Here is a 15,436-nt window from a genome sequence, read left to right as displayed (position 1 = left end):
CATATCAGCAGTAAGGATTGCCAGTGATTTTTTAAACCGCCACGGTTTACTGTGGGAGCGAGCCTGCTCGCGAAAGCGGTCTTTCAGTCACATCTATGTTGAATGTGCCGCCGTCTTCGCGAGCAGGCTCGCTCCCACAGGTATTGTGGTGTAACCCTAAATTTGTGCTGTCTCCGGGCTATCAATCTGCTCCAGCATCCACTTCACAAAATCGCGCACCTTCGGCACTTCCGCCGAGTGCTCCGGATACGCCAGGTAATAGGCGTCGGTGCTGGGCATCGCGTGCTGCCAGGGTATGACCAGTTTGCCGTCGGCCAATTCCTCTTCCACCAAAAAACGCGGCAACAGCGCCACACCGCAGCCGACCTGGGCTGCGCGGATGCACATATAAAAGGTTTCGAAACGCGGGCCGTGGTAGCTGTGTTCGGTGTGGTAGCCCTGACTGTCGAACCAGTCGTGCCAGGCCTGGGGCCGGGAGGCGTTTTGCAGCAGGACCAGGTCGGTGAGTTGCGTAGGATCGGTGAACGGCGTGTCCGGCAGGCTGCCCGGTGCGCAGACCGGCACCAGTTCTTCGCCGAACAGCTTCAGGCATTCAGTGCCGGGTCGTGAGCCCTGGCCGAAATAAAACGCCAGGTCGCTGCGACCTTGCAACAGATCGTCGGCTTCCTGTTCGCTGCACAGGTCCAGGTGGATCGAGGGATGGCGCAGACGCCAGCCTTTCAGACGTGGCACCAGCCAGCGCGCGCCGAAGGTCGGAGGCGTCGAGACGCGCAGGACTTCGGTTTCACCGCCGTAGGAGCGCAGGTAGTGGGTCGACATCTCAACCTGTGTGAGGATTTTTCTTACCTCCACCAGGTACAAGTCGCCGGCCGGGGTCATTTGCAGGCGTCGGCGCACCCGGCGGAACAACAGGTGCTGCAGCAATTCTTCGAGTTGCGCGACCTGTTTGCTCACAGCGCTCTGGGTCAGGTTCAGCTCTTCAGCCGCCCGGGTGAAGCTCAAATGCCGGGTGACGGCCTCAAAACACTGCAGCGCGGTGATCGACGGCAAGTAGCGTTTATTCAGCATGGGTTGTCCTTTTTCTTGTTTCTTTCTTACCAGCAATTCGCAGCATGAATAAACGGAATGATATCTCTCTTAAAGGTCGTTTGTTGGGTAACGTCGGGAGCGCTAAAACTACAGGCCTCACCAGCCGAATCAATCCGGCTGCACGTTTTCTGTTTTTTGCTTGAGGAGTGACCCATGGTTGCCGCATTGCTTGATCGTCTTGGTGTGAACCCGGCCCTGTACCAGAACGGCAAAGTGCCGGTGCATTCGCCGATCGATGGCAGCCAGATCGCCGCCGTGAACTGGGAAGGCGCCGCTGAAGTCGAGCAGCACATCAGTCGTGCAGATCATGCGTTCGAATTGTGGCGCAAGGTCCCGGCCCCGCGCCGTGGCGAACTGGTCCGCCAACTGGGCGATATCCTGCGCGAGTACAAGGCCGACCTCGGCGAGTTGGTGTCCTGGGAAGCCGGCAAGATCACTCAGGAAGGTCTGGGTGAAGTTCAGGAAATGATCGACATCTGCGATTTCGCCGTCGGCCTGTCCCGTCAGCTGTACGGTTTGACCATCGCTTCCGAGCGTCCTGGCCACCACATGCGCGAAACCTGGCACCCGCTGGGCGTCGTTGGCGTCATCAGCGCATTCAACTTCCCGGTCGCAGTCTGGGCCTGGAACACCGCGCTGGCGCTGGTCTGCGGCAACCCGGTGATCTGGAAACCGTCGGAGAAAACTCCACTGACCGCACTGGCCTGCCAGGCACTGTTCGACCGCGTACTGAAGAACTTCAGCGACGCGCCGCCGCACCTGAGTCAGGTGATTATCGGCGGTCGCGATGCCGGCGAAGCCCTGGTCGATGACCCGCGTGTCGCGCTGATCAGCGCCACCGGCAGCACCCGTATGGGCCGTGAAGTGGCGCCGAAAATCGCCGCACGTTTCGCTCGCAGCATTCTGGAGTTGGGCGGCAACAACGCAATGATCCTCGGCCCAAGCGCCGACCTGGACATGGCCGTACGAGCCATCCTGTTCAGCGCCGTCGGCACTGCCGGTCAGCGTTGCACCACGTTGCGTCGCCTGATTGCCCATGAATCGGTGAAAGAAGAAATCGTCACCCGCCTGAAAGCCGCGTACTCCAAAGTGCGTATCGGCAACCCTCTGGAAGGCAATCTGATCGGTCCACTGATCGACAAACACAGCTTCGAAAACATGCAGGACGCGCTTGAGCAGGCCTTGAGCGAAGGCGGCCGGGTGTTCGGCGGCAAGCGCCAACTGGAAGACAAATTCCCTAACGCTTATTACGTCTCGCCGGCCATCGTTGAAATGCCGGAGCAGAGCGATGTGGTTTGCCACGAAACCTTCGCGCCGATTCTGTACGTGGTCGGTTACAAGGACTTCGATGAAGCGCTGCGCCTGAACAACGCCGTGCCACAAGGCCTGTCGTCGTGCATCTTCACCACTGACGTGCGTGAAGCCGAGCAGTTCATGTCGGCGGTAGGCAGCGACTGCGGCATCGCCAACGTCAACATCGGCCCGAGCGGTGCGGAAATCGGCGGGGCGTTTGGCGGCGAGAAAGAAACGGGCGGCGGTCGTGAATCCGGTTCCGATGCATGGCGCGGCTACATGCGCCGTCAGACCAACACCGTGAACTATTCGCTGGAATTGCCGTTGGCTCAAGGCATTACCTTCGACTAAATCTCGAGTCGAACAGTGATCCCCTGTGGGAGCGGGCTTGCTCGCGAAATCGGTCTGTCAGTCACATTAATGTTGGATGTGCCGCCGCCTTCGCGAGCAAGCCCGCTCCCACACTTGAACTGTGTATCTGTTAGGTTTTTGTTGGAGTCTGGCAATGCCGTTACGCGAAGAGTGTCTGTGGGAAAAACTGACGCCGCAAAGGCCTGACAACACGGCGCTCAAGGGCGAAGTGACGGTCGATGTCTGCGTCATCGGCGCCGGTTTTACCGGTCTGTCGGCGGCGGTGCATCTGCTGGAAAAAGGCAAAAGCGTCTGTGTACTGGAAGCCCATCGCGCCGGTCATGGCGGATCGGGGCGCAACGTCGGGCTGGTCAATGCCGGGATGTGGATTCCACCGGACGAGATCGAAGCCGGTTTTGGCGAGGCGGTCGGCAGTCAGCTCAATCGCATGCTCGGTGCGGCACCGTCCCTGGTGTTCAGCCTTGTGGATAAGTACAACATCGACTGCCAGCTGCGTCGCGAAGGCACGCTGCACATGGCGCACAACGCCCGTGGCGAAGCGGATTTGCGCAGTCGTGAAGAACAATGGAAACGTCGTGGCGCGCCGGTGGAACTGCTGACCGGTCAAGCCTGCGAACAAGCAACAGGCACCAAAAAGATCGCCGCTGCGCTGCTCGATCGACGTGCCGGCACGATCAACCCAATGGCTTACACGACGGGGCTGGCCAAAGCGGCCATCGGTCTCGGCGGTCAGTTGTTCGATCATTCCCCGGTGACCCGACTCGAACGTCAGGGCCAGCACTGGTCGGTACAAACCGCTCAGGGTTCGGTGCTTGCCGAGCAAGTGGTGATTGCCTCCAACGCCTACACCGAAGGTGACTGGACGCAATTGCGGCGTAACTTCTTCCCCGGTTATTACTATCAAGTGGCGTCGGTCCCGCTGACCGAAGAGGCTGCGCAGCAAATTCTCCCCGGTGGCCAGGGTTCCTGGGACACCCGCCAGGTCCTCAGCAGTATTCGTCGCGATAAGGACGGCCGTCTGCTGCTCGGCAGTCTCGGTAATGGCAATCAGAAACCGACCTGGTTTCTCAAAGCCTGGGCCGACCGGGTTCAGCAGCACTATTTTCCTTATCTCAAACCGGTGGAATGGGAGTGCACCTGGACCGGTTGCATCGCCTTCACCCCCGATCATTTGATGCGTTTGTTCGAGCCAGCGCCCGGTTTAGTGGCAGTCACCGGTTACAACGGCCGGGGCGTCACGACTGGCACGGTGGTCGGTAAAGCCTTTGCCGATTATCTGTGTAACGGTAATCCTCAAGCGCTGCCGATTCCCTTTGCGCCCATGCAGCCATTGGCGGGTGTGGGATTGCGCAGCTGTCTGTACGAGGCCGGATTCTCGCTGTATCACGCAGGCCAGTGCCTGCGGATCGTTATTTGATTGTTGAAATTTGTTGCTGAAAGCGGCGCTTTTTCGCGCAGCGGCTAGCCTGTAAAAGGTGCGGGTTGTAGCAGTTGCGCACCAGCAGTGTGCACTTCGGTGACGCACGTTGTTACAGGCTGGTTGCACGTCGTTTGGCGCCGCGGTTGCAATGATGGCGCGCTAGGGTTGCGCCTTTAAAAATAAATGGTTTCACCTTCCGCGGTTTAGACGGTTGCACGCCCAATGAAAATGGGATCGAAACAGTCGAAATAACAATAAAGCAGCGACTTTTTTCAGAATAAAAAACCGATGGCACGGCCCTTGCTCTGAGCATTCAGGAAGTCGCAGTGCCAACTAAAAAAAACCCTTGGAGCACCACCTCATGTCCCAGACGTTTTACAAAAAAGGCTTTTTGGCCCTCGCAGTGGCAACTGCGTTGGGTGTTTCTGCGTTTGCACAGGCTGATGTGAAAATCGGTGTGGCGGGACCTATGACAGGCGCCAACGCGGCATTTGGCGAGCAGTACATGAAGGGTGCACAGGCTGCGGCCGATGCGGTCAACGCAGCGGGCGGCGTAAACGGGGAAAAAATCGTACTGGTCAAAGGCGATGACGCCTGCGAACCGAAACAGGCTGTGACGGTCGCCAAGGACCTGACCAACCAGAAAGTCGCTGGCGTAGTCGGTCACTTCTGCTCCTCCTCGACCATCCCGGCTTCGGAGATCTACGACGAAGCGGGCATCATCGCGATCACTCCAGGCTCCACCAACCCACAAGTTACCGAACGCGGCCTGAGCGCCATGTTCCGTATGTGCGGTCGTGACGACCAGCAAGGCATCGTGGCCGGCGACTACATCGTCGACGTGCTCAAAGGCAAGAAAGTCGTGGTGCTGCACGACAAAGACACCTACGGTCAGGGTCTGGCGGACGCCACCAAGGCACAACTGGTCAAGCGCGGCGTAACGCCAGTGTTGTACGAAGGCCTGACCCGCGGCGAGAAAGACTTCAGCGCCGTGGTGACCAAGATCCGTGCGGCCGGTGCCGACGTGGTCTACTTCGGCGGCTTGCACCCGGAAGCTGGTCCACTGGTTCGCCAACTGCGTGAACAAGGCCTCAAAGACGTCAAGTTCATGTCCGATGACGGCATCGTGACCGACGAGCTGGTGACCACCGCCGGTGGCCCGCAAAACGTTGACGGCGTGTACATGACCTTCGGCGCCGACCCGCGCCTGCTGCCTGACAGCAAGACGGTAGTGGACGAGTTCCGCAAAAAAGGCACCGAGCCTGAAGGCTACACCTTGTACGCCTACGCTTCGGTTCAAACCCTGGCTGCAGCTTTCAACGGCGCCAAGTCCAACAAGGGCGAAGACGCTGCCGCGTGGCTGAAGAAGAACCCAGTCAAAACCGTCATGGGCGAGAAGACCTGGGACAGCAAAGGCGACCTGAAAGTCTCCGACTACGTGGTTTACCAGTGGGACAAGGACGGCAAATACCACCAGCTGGAAAAACAGAAGTGATATGAACTGCTGATCTGCCCGGGGCCTGGTGCACCGGGCAGATCAATCAACATGTCCGTGCAGTACCTGTCTTTTCTCGTAGAGCTGCACACAACCGTGTTGCGCCGGCGGCTGAACCCCGGTCCGTTGCAACCCGCTTCTGTGCAGTCTCTCAAATGCGTGAGATTGCGTTATGGATGGTATTTTCCTGCAGCAACTGGTCAACGGCCTGACCCTCGGGTCGGTCTATGGCCTGATCGCCATCGGCTACACAATGGTCTATGGCATCATCGGCATGATCAACTTCGCCCACGGCGAGGTTTACATGATTTCCGCTTACCTCGCGGCAATCAGTCTGGCTCTGCTGGCTTACTTCGGTATTGAATCCTTCCCTCTGCTGATGCTCGGCACCCTGGTCTTCACCATCATCGTCACGGCGGTGTATGGCTGGGTCATCGAGCGCGTCGCCTACAAACCGTTGCGCAACTCCACACGACTGGCACCGCTGATCAGCGCCATCGGTATTTCGCTGATCCTGCAAAACTATGCACAGATCGCCCAGGGCGCCCGTCAACAAGGCGTACCTACACTGCTGACCGGTGCATGGCGAGTTGAAGTCGGGAGCGGCTTCGTACAACTCACCTACACCAAGATCTTCATTCTGGTCGCCGCGTTTGTCGGGATGGGCCTGCTGACCTACGTCATCAAGTACACCAAGCTCGGCCGCATGTGCCGCGCGACCCAGCAAGACCGCAAGATGGCCTCGATTCTAGGGATCAACACCGATCGAGTGATTTCCTATGTGTTCATCATCGGTGCAGCAATGGCGGCCCTGGCCGGCGTGTTGATCACCATGAACTACGGCACGTTCGACTTCTACGCAGGCTTCGTCATCGGCATCAAGGCGTTCACCGCTGCGGTACTTGGCGGCATTGGTTCGCTGCCTGGCGCCATGCTCGGCGGGATCATTCTCGGGATCTCCGAGTCGCTGTTCTCAGGTCTGGTGAACTCGGACTACAAAGACGTTTTCAGCTTCTCGCTGCTCGTTCTCGTTCTGGTCTTTCGGCCCCAAGGCCTGCTCGGCCGTCCTCTTGTGTCGAAGGTGTAAGCGATGTCTTCAACCACTAAAAAAACCATTGATGTCAAAAGAAGCCTGGTTGACGCGATTCTTGCCGGCCTTGTCGCCCTGATTGTGTTCGGCCCGATTGTCGGCATTGTCCTTGACGGCTACGGCTTCAACCTGCAGCCGACGCGCGTGGCCTGGATCGTTGCGATTGTCATGGCCGGCCGCTTTGCCCTGAGCCTGTTCCTGCAATCCCCCAAGGGCCTGAAAATCCTCGAAGGCTTTGAAAGCACCGGCTCCGGGGTTCATGTACTGCCACCCGATTACAAAACCCGCCTGCGCTGGATCGTGCCGCTGGTGATTGTCATCGCCGTGGTGTTCCCGTTCTTCTCCAACTCCTACCTGTTGGGCGTGGTCATCCTCGGACTGATCTACGTGTTGCTGGGCCTGGGGTTGAACATTGTGGTCGGTCTGGCTGGTCTGCTCGACCTGGGTTACGTGGCGTTCTACGCCATCGGTGCCTACGGTTTGGCGCTCGGATATCAATACCTGGGGCTGGGCTTCTGGACGGTGCTGCCGCTGGCGGCGATCACTGCGGGCCTTGCCGGTTGCATCCTCGGTTTCCCGGTGCTGCGCCTGCACGGTGACTACCTGGCGATCGTGACCCTGGGCTTCGGTGAAATCATCCGTCTGATTCTCAACAACTGGCTGTCACTGACTGGCGGCCCAAATGGTATGCCGGCCCCGTTGCCGACGTTCTTCGGCCTCGAGTTCGGCAAAAGAGCAAAGGACGGCGGCGTACCTTTCCATGAGTTCTTTGGCATTGCCTACAACCCGGATGTGAAGTACTACTTCATCTATGCGGTGTTGTTCCTGGTGGTATTGGCCGTGCTGTACATCAAGCACCGCCTGACTCGCATGCCGGTCGGTCGCGCCTGGGAAGCCTTGCGTGAAGATGAAATCGCTTGCCGTTCCATGGGCCTGAACCATGTTTTGGTGAAGCTCTCGGCGTTCACCATCGGTGCATCGACGGCCGGTCTGGCGGGTGTGTTCTTCGCCACCTATCAAGGTTTCGTCAACCCGACCTCGTTCACCTTCTTCGAATCGGCATTGATCCTCGCCATCGTGGTACTCGGCGGCATGGGCTCGACCATCGGCGTGGTGATTGCGGCGTTCGTGCTGACCGTCGCCCCGGAACTGCTGCGGGGGTTCGCGGAATATCGCGTGCTGCTGTTCGGCGTCCTGATGGTGTTGATGATGATCTGGCGACCGCGCGGCCTGATTCGGATCAGCCGTACCGGTGTGACCCCGCGTAAAGGAGTAGCGCCATGAGCGAAGTCGTACTCTCGGTCGAGAAGCTGATGATGCACTTCGGCGGCATCAAGGCGTTGAACGATGTCAGCCTGAAGGTCAAGCGCAACTCGATCTTCGCCCTGATCGGCCCCAATGGCGCCGGCAAAACCACCGTGTTCAACTGCCTGACCGGGTTCTACAAGGCCTCGGGCGGCAAGATCGAACTCAACGTGCGTGGCGAGCGGACCGATGTCATCAAAATGCTGGGTGAACCGTTCAAGGCGACTGATTTTGTATCGCCGAAAAACTTCATCAGCCGGCTCCACTACAAGATGTTCGGCGGCACTCATCTGGTGAACCGTGCCGGCCTGGCGCGGACCTTCCAGAACATTCGCCTGTTCAAGGAAATGTCGGTGCTGGAAAACCTGCTGGTGGCCCAACACATGTGGGTCAACCGCAACATGCTGGCCGGCATCCTCAACACCAAGGGCTATCGCAAGGCTGAAAGCGATGCGCTGGACCACGCGTTCTACTGGCTGGAAGTGGTGGATCTGGTGGACTGCGCCAACCGTCTGGCCGGTGAGCTGTCCTACGGTCAGCAACGCCGTCTGGAAATCGCCCGGGCCATGTGCACCCGGCCGCAGATCATCTGCCTCGATGAACCGGCCGCCGGCCTCAACCCTCAGGAAACCGAAGCGCTGAGCGCGATGATCCGGCTGCTGCGCGACGAGCACGATCTGACCGTGGTGCTGATCGAACACGACATGGGCATGGTAATGAGCATTTCCGACCACATCGTGGTGCTGGACCACGGCATCGTCATCGCCGAGGGCGGGCCTGATGCGATTCGTAACGATCCGAAAGTGATTGCGGCCTACCTGGGCGCCGATGAAGAGGAAGTGGTGCTATGAGCCAACCCATCCTCGAACTGAAGGATCTGGATGTGTTTTACGGGCCAATCCAGGCTCTGAAGAATGTCTCGCTGCACATCAATGAGGGGGAAACGGTCAGCCTGATCGGCTCCAACGGCGCCGGCAAATCGACCCTGCTGATGTCGATTTTCGGTCAGCCGCGGGCGGCGGACGGGCAGATCATCTATCAGGGTGTGGATATCACCCACAAGTCGTCCCACTACATCGCGTCCAACGGCATCGCTCAATCGCCGGAAGGCCGGCGGGTGTTCCCTGACATGACCGTCGAGGAAAACCTGCTGATGGGCACCATTCCTATCGGTGACAAGTACGCCAAGGAAGACATGCAACGCATGTTCGAGTTGTTCCCGCGACTCGAAGAGCGGCGCACCCAGAGGGCGATGACCATGTCCGGCGGCGAGCAGCAAATGCTCGCTATCGCACGTGCGTTGATGAGCCGGCCGAAACTGTTGTTGCTTGACGAGCCGAGCCTGGGTCTGGCGCCAATTGTGGTGAAACAGATCTTCGCAACCCTGCGGGAGCTGGCCAAAACCGGCATGACCATCTTCCTGGTGGAGCAGAACGCCAACCACGCCCTCAAACTGTCGGACCGGGCGTACGTGATGGTCAACGGCGAGATCCGCCTCACGGGCACCGGCAAGGAGCTGCTGGTCAACGAGGAAGTGCGTAACGCCTATCTCGGCGGCCACTGATTCTGCGTTGTTATGCACAAGCCCCGACGAGCAATCGCCGGGGCTTTTTTACATCTCCCAAACACCACAAATCAATGTGGGAGTGAGCCTGCTCGCGATAGCGATAGGTCAGTCAACGTTGAAGTGACTGATCCACCGCTATCGCGAGCAGGCTCACTCCCACAGGTATCTTCCACAGGTGTCTCTGTGTGCTTTCTGGAAATTGTGGAAAACAATATTCACAAGCTCTCAAAGCGCGACATAAAGCCGCTGCAAATAGTTGTTTTGTCACGGTTTTGACTTGTCCCCGTTTGCTGTGGAGCTGGCTGTGAATAACGTGGGAGTAGCTGGCTGAAAGCCTTTGAAACCGTGGCTTGCAGAGTTGTGGTTGTTTTTTGATCAGGCGTTTTTACAAGACCGCGAGCGGGCTTTGTCAACCTTTTTGTTGGTGACGAAAACGGGCAGAAACAGGGTGCAGCTGCCTGTGGATAAGTCTGTGGTTAAACTCTGGAAAGACTCGGCTGAAGGCCGTAGTTACTGGCTTGGCGCCATCGTCGGTATGACCGGTCAATCGTGCAAAATGCCATGGGCTACACACCCGGCGATCCAGGGTCAAGCAAAAAAATTTCCAATTTGCCCGCAAAGCCTTGTACACAGCGGCTTACAGCTTTTCCACTTGCCCCCGGAAACTGTGGACCGGCCTGTGGATAAGGTGCGCGCACATGGCTGAAAGCCACGGCAGGTAAGGCGTCGCAACGTTTGATCGTTTTTTGTACAGCTCGTACGGTAGTTGCCGCTGTGGGCAAGGCCGGGCATGCTGGCTGCTGATTTTCTATTCCAGTGGCTGTCGATCAGCCGAAGCAAGGAGAACACGATGTCCAACACCCTGTTTATTACCGGCGCGACCTCCGGTTTTGGTGAAGCCTGCGCCCGTCGTTTTGCCGAGGCCGGCTGGAAACTGGTGCTGACCGGTCGTCGTGAAGAGCGCCTCAATGCGCTGTGCGCCGAGTTGTCGAAGCAGACCGAGGTGCATGGCCTGGTGCTCGACGTGCGTGATCGCAAGGCCATGGAGGAGGCGATTGCCAACCTGCCGCCGTCCTTCGCCAAACTGCGCGGGCTGATCAACAACGCCGGGCTGGCCCTGGGCGTTGACCCGGCGCCCAAGTGCGACCTCGACGATTGGGACACCATGGTCGACACCAACATCAAAGGCCTGATGTACAGCACTCGTCTGTTGTTGCCCCGCCTGATCGCTCACGGTCGCGGTGCCGGCATCGTCAACCTTGGCTCCATCGCCGGCAATTACCCGTACCCGGGTAGCCATGTGTATGGCGCGAGCAAGGCATTCGTCAAACAGTTCTCCCTGAACCTGCGCTGCGACCTGCAAGGTACGGGTGTGCGGGTGAGCAATATCGAGCCGGGCCTGTGCGAAAGCGAGTTCTCACTGGTGCGTTTCGCCGGTGACCAGGAGCGTTACAACGCGACCTACGCCGGTGCCGAGCCGATCCAGCCGCAAGACATCGCCGAGACCATTTTCTGGGTGCTCAATGCCCCGGCTCACATCAACATCAACAGCCTGGAGCTGATGCCGGTGAGCCAGACGTGGAGTGGGTTTGCGATTGAGCGTAATGCCAAGGCTTAAGGCCGCGTAACGGCCATCGCGGGCAAGCCACGCTCCCACAGGTTTTATGTTGAATCGCCATTTCGCGAACGACACAACCCCTGTGGGAGCGGGCTTGCTCGCGAAGGCGATCGCCCAATCAGCGAAGATAGTCGGCCAGTCCGCGATAGCAGGTTGCCAAGTGATAAGGTGTGGTCGACGGCATGTCCCGACGTGTCACATCACCGTTCTCATCACGACACTCATACCAGCCACCCTTGTGCAGGGAATGCTGTTGCAGCGCCTGCAATTGGCGTAGCACCGCGGCCTCGCTGTCTGGCCGCAAGGTCAGGGCACGCAGGTATTCAGCCTGCGCCCAGATTCGCTGTGTAGCGTCCCGAGGTGGGCTGTCCGGTTCCAGGTCGAGCATCGCCCGCACGGCGCCGGTCTGTTGATCGACACCCAGTTGTTCGGTGAACGCAAAGGCGCGTTCCAGAGAAGCATGCAGGGTCGAACCACGCAGCAACGAAGACGACTCCAGCAGGAAATACCACTCGAACTGATGCCCCGGTTCAAACCAGTTATCCACAGCGCCCAGCGGTTTTTCCATCAGCACACAGTGTTGCGGGTCGATAAAACGCTTCTGCATGGCTGTGCATAACTCGACGAGCGCGTCTTGCACGGCGACGTCTTCGCGCACCGACAGCGTGGCGAGGAAAGCTTCGGCCAAGTGCATCAGGGGGTTTTGCAGCGGCCCCGACTCAAGCGAAGACCAGTCACGGTCGAGGCTGGCTTCGTACAGGCCGTCGCCCGTGGCAAAGCGCTGCGCGACCACTTCTAGTGCGGCGTTGAGTACCGATTCCACCCGCGGCTCGCGGACCTTGTCCCAGTAATGGGCGCAGGCGAACAGGATGAAAGCGTGGGTATAGAGGTCTTTGCGCTGATCCAGCGGTGCACCCTGGGGGTCGACGCTATAGAACCAGCCGCCATGCTCGGCATCGTGGAAATGCTGCTGCAGGGAGCGGAACAGCGCTGCGGCGCGCTCTTCGGTGGCCGGTACCTGGCCGATCAGGCTGGAAAACAGGTAAAGCTGCCGCGCGCAGGCCATCGCCCGGTAGCGTTGGGGCGGCAGCGGTTGGTGCTCGGCGTCCAGCGCTTCATAGGGCAGCGCCATGTCGGCATTCCAGCCGGGCCCTTGCCAGAGCGGCACGATCACGTCCAAAAAGTGCTGTTGCACCGAGGCAAACAGAGCGGTCAATTCAGGCTGGGAGGCGGAGCGGGAAACAGGCGGCATTGGCTGGCGTCGTCACGGCAGGGTTGATTGCGCGACATGTTAGCAGAGAGGTCGGCCAGAGAGATGTGGTGTCTATCAGACCGCTATCGCGAGCAAGCTCGGCTCCCACAGAAGTACGCATTCCATTGTGGGAGAGACCGACTGGAGAGAGGCGGTGTCTGTCAGACCGCTATCGCGAGCAAGCTCGGCTCCCACAGGAGTACGCATTCCATTGTGGGAGCTGAGCTTGCTCGCGATGAGGCCATCACAGGCGATAAAGAAATCAACCCGCCAACAACCACACGCCAGTCGCCGCCGAGGCCGCCCCCGCCAGTCGAACCAACGGCGCCACCGCTTGCGGTAACACCCGCACTACGGCGTAACCCAATCCATGCAACGCAGCTGTCGCCGCTACAAACCCCGCTGCATACGCCCAAGGGCTCGACATCTGCGGCAACTCCAGTCCGTGCGCCACCCCATGGAACAGCGCAAACAAAGCGGTTGCCGCAACGGCGAGGCTCAACGGCGGGCGCACGGCCAACGCCACCGCCAGACCCAGCGCCAGCACCGACGCCGCAATCGCGCTCTCCAGCGCCGGCAGGTTCAGCCCTTCAAACCCCAGCAACCCGCCGATCAGCATGATGCCGACGAATGTGCACGGCAGCGCCCAGCGTGCAGCGCCTTTCTGTTGTGCCGCCCACAAACCGACCGCAACCATCGCCAACAAGTGATCGAGGCCACCGACCGGGTGGCTGATGCCGGCGATCAAACCGTTGTCGCCATGCCCCGGGTGGGCGAAGGCGATGGCCGGGGTCAGCAGCAGGGCCATGGCGCCCAGAATGCGTTTAAGTGTCATGGATAGCTTCCTTGTTGATAAAAATTGAGGGCGTTCACGCCGCTATCAGCAGGCCCTGGCGTTCGATGAAGGCAATGATTTCTTCCAGGCCGAGGCCGGTTTTCTGGTTGCTGAAAACGAACGGTTTGCCGTTGCGCATGCGCTTGGTGTCGCTGTCCATCAGTTCCAGCGATGCACCCACCAAGGGCGCGAGGTCGATTTTGTTGATCACCAGCAGATCCGATTTGCAGATCCCCGGCCCACCCTTGCGCGGCAGCTTGTCGCCGGCCGAGACATCGATCACGTAAATGGTCAGGTCGGACAGTTCCGGGCTGAAGGTGGCAGACAGGTTGTCGCCACCGGACTCCACAAGGATCAGGTCCAGCCCAGGAAAGCGGCGGTTCAGTTGGTCCACGGCTTCGAGGTTGATCGAGGCGTCTTCGCGGATTGCCGTGTGCGGGCAGCCGCCGGTTTCCACGCCGATGATGCGCTCTGGCGCCAGGGCTTCGTTGCGCACCAGAAAGTCGGCGTCTTCACGGGTGTAGATGTCGTTGGTGACCACCGCCAGGTTGTAGCGGTCGCGTAGCGCCAGGCACAGGGCCAAAGTCAACGCGGTTTTGCCGGAGCCGACCGGGCCGCCGATGCCGACGCGCAGAGGTTGTGTGTTCATGTGCTTCTCCAAAATAACAGGGCCAAAATAACAGGCCCTAGGAACGGAATAGACGGCTGTACTGGCGCTCATGGGCCATGCACGCCAGGGACAGGCCGAAAGCAGCGCTGCCATAGTGTTCGGGGTTGATTCGGGTGGCGTTCTGCTGAGCCTCTTGCAGCAGCGGCAGCAATTGGCTGGTCAGGCGTTGCGCGGCTTGCTGGCCCAGTGGCAGGGTTTTCATCAGCACCGCCAATTGGTTTTCCAGCCAGCTCCAGAGCCACGCCGCCAGCGCATCTTGCGGGCTGATATTCCAGGCGCGAGCGGCCAGTGCCCAGCCGAGGGCCAGGTGCGGCTCGGGACGTTGTTCGAGAAAAGCACGGGCGGGCGCATCGAGTTCTGGCAAACCGTTGAGCAGTTGCTGCAACGAATAACCCATCTGCCGGCTTTCCTGATGCAGCTCGCGAGTTTCCCGGCTGGCGCGATGTTCTTCGCAGCGTTGCAGCAATTCACCCCAGTTTCCATCAAGGGCAGCCACGCAATGGGCGAGCAGCAACGGCGCTTCGAAACGCGCCAGGTTCAGCAGTAACTGATCACTGATCCAGCGACGGGCGCTGTCAGGATCATTCACCCGGCCGTTATCCACCGCCATTTCCAGACCTTGGGAATAGCTGTATCCGCCAATCGGCAACTGCGGACTGGCCAGGCGCAACAGCGCCCAGGCCGGGTTCATAGCCGCACGCCGAACTGGTGCAGTTTTGGCGGGTAGTTGAAGTCCTCATCGCCGTGGCGCGAGTGGTGATGGCCGCCGCCGTAGGCGCCGTGTTCCGGCTGGAACGGTGCTTCAATGTTTTCGACCTTGGCATCAAGCTGTTCGAGCATGGCCTTGAGCACGTAGTCGTCGAGCAGGCGCAACCAGCCATCGCCGACTTGCAGGGCGACGTGGCGGTTGCCCAGGTGATAGGCCGCGCGAGTCAGTTCGAAAGCGTTGGCGCAGGTGACGTGCAGCAGTTGTTCGGCCCGGGCACAGACGCGCACGATGCGCCCGTCTTCGGCTTGCAGGCACTCGCCGTCATGCAGCGGTGGCTGACCGCGCTCTAAAAACAGCCCGACGTCTTCACCCTCGGCACTGAAACAGCGCAAACGGCTTTTGCTCCGGGCTTCGAAGGTCAGGTGCAACTCGGCGGCCCAGACGGGTTGAGGGTCGATTCTGCGATGAATCACCAGCATCGGAAGGCTTCCAGCATTGGACGATGCTTAGGCTAGAGCAAGGGGCTTGCCAATCGGGTGATGCGTAGGAAATGCCTGTCGTAACTTGGTGGGAGGGTCAGGATGTTGCAGGAAACTGAATGAACTTGGTGCGCATGATTGTTGAACGCACCAAATTGCAGCGAGGTGGGTGGTTCATGTGGGAGCGGGCTTGCTCGCGAAGGCGGTATTCCAGTCACATAGATGCTGGATGTACCGACGCC

At 59.5% G+C, this 15,436-nt stretch carries 14 protein-coding genes; 8 read left to right on the top strand and 6 right to left on the bottom strand.

Going from position 1 to position 15,436, the window contains the following annotated elements:
• Window positions 1-156 precede the first annotated feature (156 nt).
• On the bottom strand, window positions 157-1,068 hold the full coding sequence (locus KGB03_RS01675; RefSeq protein ID WP_074873261.1) for a LysR family transcriptional regulator: 912 nt from the start codon (window positions 1,066-1,068) through the stop codon (window positions 157-159).
• A gap of 174 nt (window positions 1,069-1,242) precedes the next feature.
• Here KGB03_RS01675 and KGB03_RS01670 point away from each other — a divergent pair, with 174 nt between their 5' ends.
• The 8 genes from KGB03_RS01670 (at window position 1,243) to KGB03_RS01635 (ending at window position 11,249) form a co-directional block, all read left to right on the top strand.
• On the top strand, window positions 1,243-2,733 hold the full coding sequence (locus KGB03_RS01670) for an aldehyde dehydrogenase family protein (protein WP_008153370.1): 1,491 nt from the start codon (window positions 1,243-1,245) through the stop codon (window positions 2,731-2,733).
• A 154-nt stretch (window positions 2,734-2,887) separates the two neighbouring features.
• Window positions 2,888-4,171, top strand: coding sequence for an NAD(P)/FAD-dependent oxidoreductase (locus KGB03_RS01665; protein WP_223526064.1), 1,284 nt, complete (start codon window positions 2,888-2,890; stop codon window positions 4,169-4,171).
• Window positions 4,172-4,535: 364 nt separating this feature from the next.
• A complete protein-coding gene (locus KGB03_RS01660; protein WP_111449242.1) occupies window positions 4,536-5,669 on the top strand; it encodes a branched-chain amino acid ABC transporter substrate-binding protein in 1,134 nt (377 codons plus the stop codon).
• A gap of 172 nt (window positions 5,670-5,841) precedes the next feature.
• On the top strand, window positions 5,842-6,756 hold the full coding sequence (locus KGB03_RS01655) for an ABC transporter permease subunit (protein WP_111449241.1): 915 nt from the start codon (window positions 5,842-5,844) through the stop codon (window positions 6,754-6,756).
• A gap of 3 nt (window positions 6,757-6,759) precedes the next feature.
• On the top strand, window positions 6,760-8,043 hold the full coding sequence (gene livM, locus KGB03_RS01650; RefSeq protein WP_111449240.1) for a high-affinity branched-chain amino acid ABC transporter permease LivM: 1,284 nt from the start codon (window positions 6,760-6,762) through the stop codon (window positions 8,041-8,043).
• Window positions 8,040-8,915, top strand: a complete 876-nt coding sequence (locus KGB03_RS01645; RefSeq protein WP_111449239.1) for an ABC transporter ATP-binding protein — start codon at window positions 8,040-8,042, stop codon at window positions 8,913-8,915. Before livM ends, KGB03_RS01645 begins: the two co-directional genes overlap by 4 nt.
• Entirely contained in the window at window positions 8,912-9,628 is a 717-nt protein-coding gene (locus KGB03_RS01640) for an ABC transporter ATP-binding protein (protein WP_008153378.1), read from the top strand. Before KGB03_RS01645 ends, KGB03_RS01640 begins: the two co-directional genes overlap by 4 nt.
• A gap of 853 nt (window positions 9,629-10,481) precedes the next feature.
• On the top strand, window positions 10,482-11,249 hold the full coding sequence (locus KGB03_RS01635; RefSeq protein ID WP_038978733.1) for an SDR family oxidoreductase: 768 nt from the start codon (window positions 10,482-10,484) through the stop codon (window positions 11,247-11,249).
• A 118-nt stretch (window positions 11,250-11,367) separates the two neighbouring features.
• On the opposite strand, the gene KGB03_RS01630 is transcribed toward KGB03_RS01635, so the two are convergent.
• The 5 genes from KGB03_RS01630 to ureE all read right to left on the bottom strand — a co-directional run bounded on the left by KGB03_RS01630 (window position 11,368) and on the right by ureE (window position 15,194).
• On the bottom strand, window positions 11,368-12,501 hold the full coding sequence (locus tag KGB03_RS01630) for an AGE family epimerase/isomerase (protein WP_223526062.1): 1,134 nt from the start codon (window positions 12,499-12,501) through the stop codon (window positions 11,368-11,370).
• A gap of 262 nt (window positions 12,502-12,763) precedes the next feature.
• Entirely contained in the window at window positions 12,764-13,336 is a 573-nt protein-coding gene (locus KGB03_RS01625; RefSeq protein ID WP_223526060.1) for a HupE/UreJ family protein, read from the bottom strand.
• Between the two features lie 34 nt (window positions 13,337-13,370).
• A complete protein-coding gene (gene ureG / locus KGB03_RS01620; RefSeq protein WP_074873292.1) occupies window positions 13,371-13,985 on the bottom strand; it encodes an urease accessory protein UreG in 615 nt (204 codons plus the stop codon).
• Between the two features lie 37 nt (window positions 13,986-14,022).
• On the bottom strand, window positions 14,023-14,697 hold the full coding sequence (locus KGB03_RS01615; protein ID WP_223526058.1) for an urease accessory protein UreF: 675 nt from the start codon (window positions 14,695-14,697) through the stop codon (window positions 14,023-14,025).
• A complete protein-coding gene (gene ureE, locus KGB03_RS01610; RefSeq protein WP_111449234.1) occupies window positions 14,694-15,194 on the bottom strand; it encodes an urease accessory protein UreE in 501 nt (166 codons plus the stop codon). The genes KGB03_RS01615 and ureE overlap by 4 nt, the downstream gene beginning before the upstream one ends.
• Window positions 15,195-15,436 lie beyond the last annotated feature (242 nt).

The organism is Pseudomonas sp. BF-B-26 (assembly GCF_019956495.1).
GTDB lineage: Bacteria > Pseudomonadota > Gammaproteobacteria > Pseudomonadales > Pseudomonadaceae > Aquipseudomonas.
The sequence above is the reverse complement of the archived record's forward strand: the minus strand, read 5'-3'. Positions and strand labels throughout refer to the sequence as shown.

Coding starts and splice junctions, on each gene's coding strand:
- KGB03_RS01640 (WP_008153378.1), top strand. CDS start 8,912: ATGAGCCAACCCATCCTCGAACTGAAGGATCTGGATGTGTTTTACGGG.
- ureE (WP_111449234.1), bottom strand. CDS start 15,194: ATGCTGGTGATTCATCGCAGAATCGACCCTCAACCCGTCTGGGCCGCC.
- KGB03_RS01615 (WP_223526058.1), bottom strand. CDS start 14,697: ATGAACCCGGCCTGGGCGCTGTTGCGCCTGGCCAGTCCGCAGTTGCCG.
- ureG (WP_074873292.1), bottom strand. CDS start 13,985: ATGAACACACAACCTCTGCGCGTCGGCATCGGCGGCCCGGTCGGCTCC.
- KGB03_RS01635 (WP_038978733.1), top strand. CDS start 10,482: ATGTCCAACACCCTGTTTATTACCGGCGCGACCTCCGGTTTTGGTGAA.
- KGB03_RS01670 (WP_008153370.1), top strand. CDS start 1,243: ATGGTTGCCGCATTGCTTGATCGTCTTGGTGTGAACCCGGCCCTGTAC.
- KGB03_RS01675 (WP_074873261.1), bottom strand. CDS start 1,068: ATGCTGAATAAACGCTACTTGCCGTCGATCACCGCGCTGCAGTGTTTT.
- KGB03_RS01665 (WP_223526064.1), top strand. CDS start 2,888: ATGCCGTTACGCGAAGAGTGTCTGTGGGAAAAACTGACGCCGCAAAGG.
- KGB03_RS01655 (WP_111449241.1), top strand. CDS start 5,842: ATGGATGGTATTTTCCTGCAGCAACTGGTCAACGGCCTGACCCTCGGG.
- KGB03_RS01630 (WP_223526062.1), bottom strand. CDS start 12,501: ATGCCGCCTGTTTCCCGCTCCGCCTCCCAGCCTGAATTGACCGCTCTG.
- KGB03_RS01660 (WP_111449242.1), top strand. CDS start 4,536: ATGTCCCAGACGTTTTACAAAAAAGGCTTTTTGGCCCTCGCAGTGGCA.
- KGB03_RS01645 (WP_111449239.1), top strand. CDS start 8,040: ATGAGCGAAGTCGTACTCTCGGTCGAGAAGCTGATGATGCACTTCGGC.
- livM (WP_111449240.1), top strand. CDS start 6,760: ATGTCTTCAACCACTAAAAAAACCATTGATGTCAAAAGAAGCCTGGTT.
- KGB03_RS01625 (WP_223526060.1), bottom strand. CDS start 13,336: ATGACACTTAAACGCATTCTGGGCGCCATGGCCCTGCTGCTGACCCCG.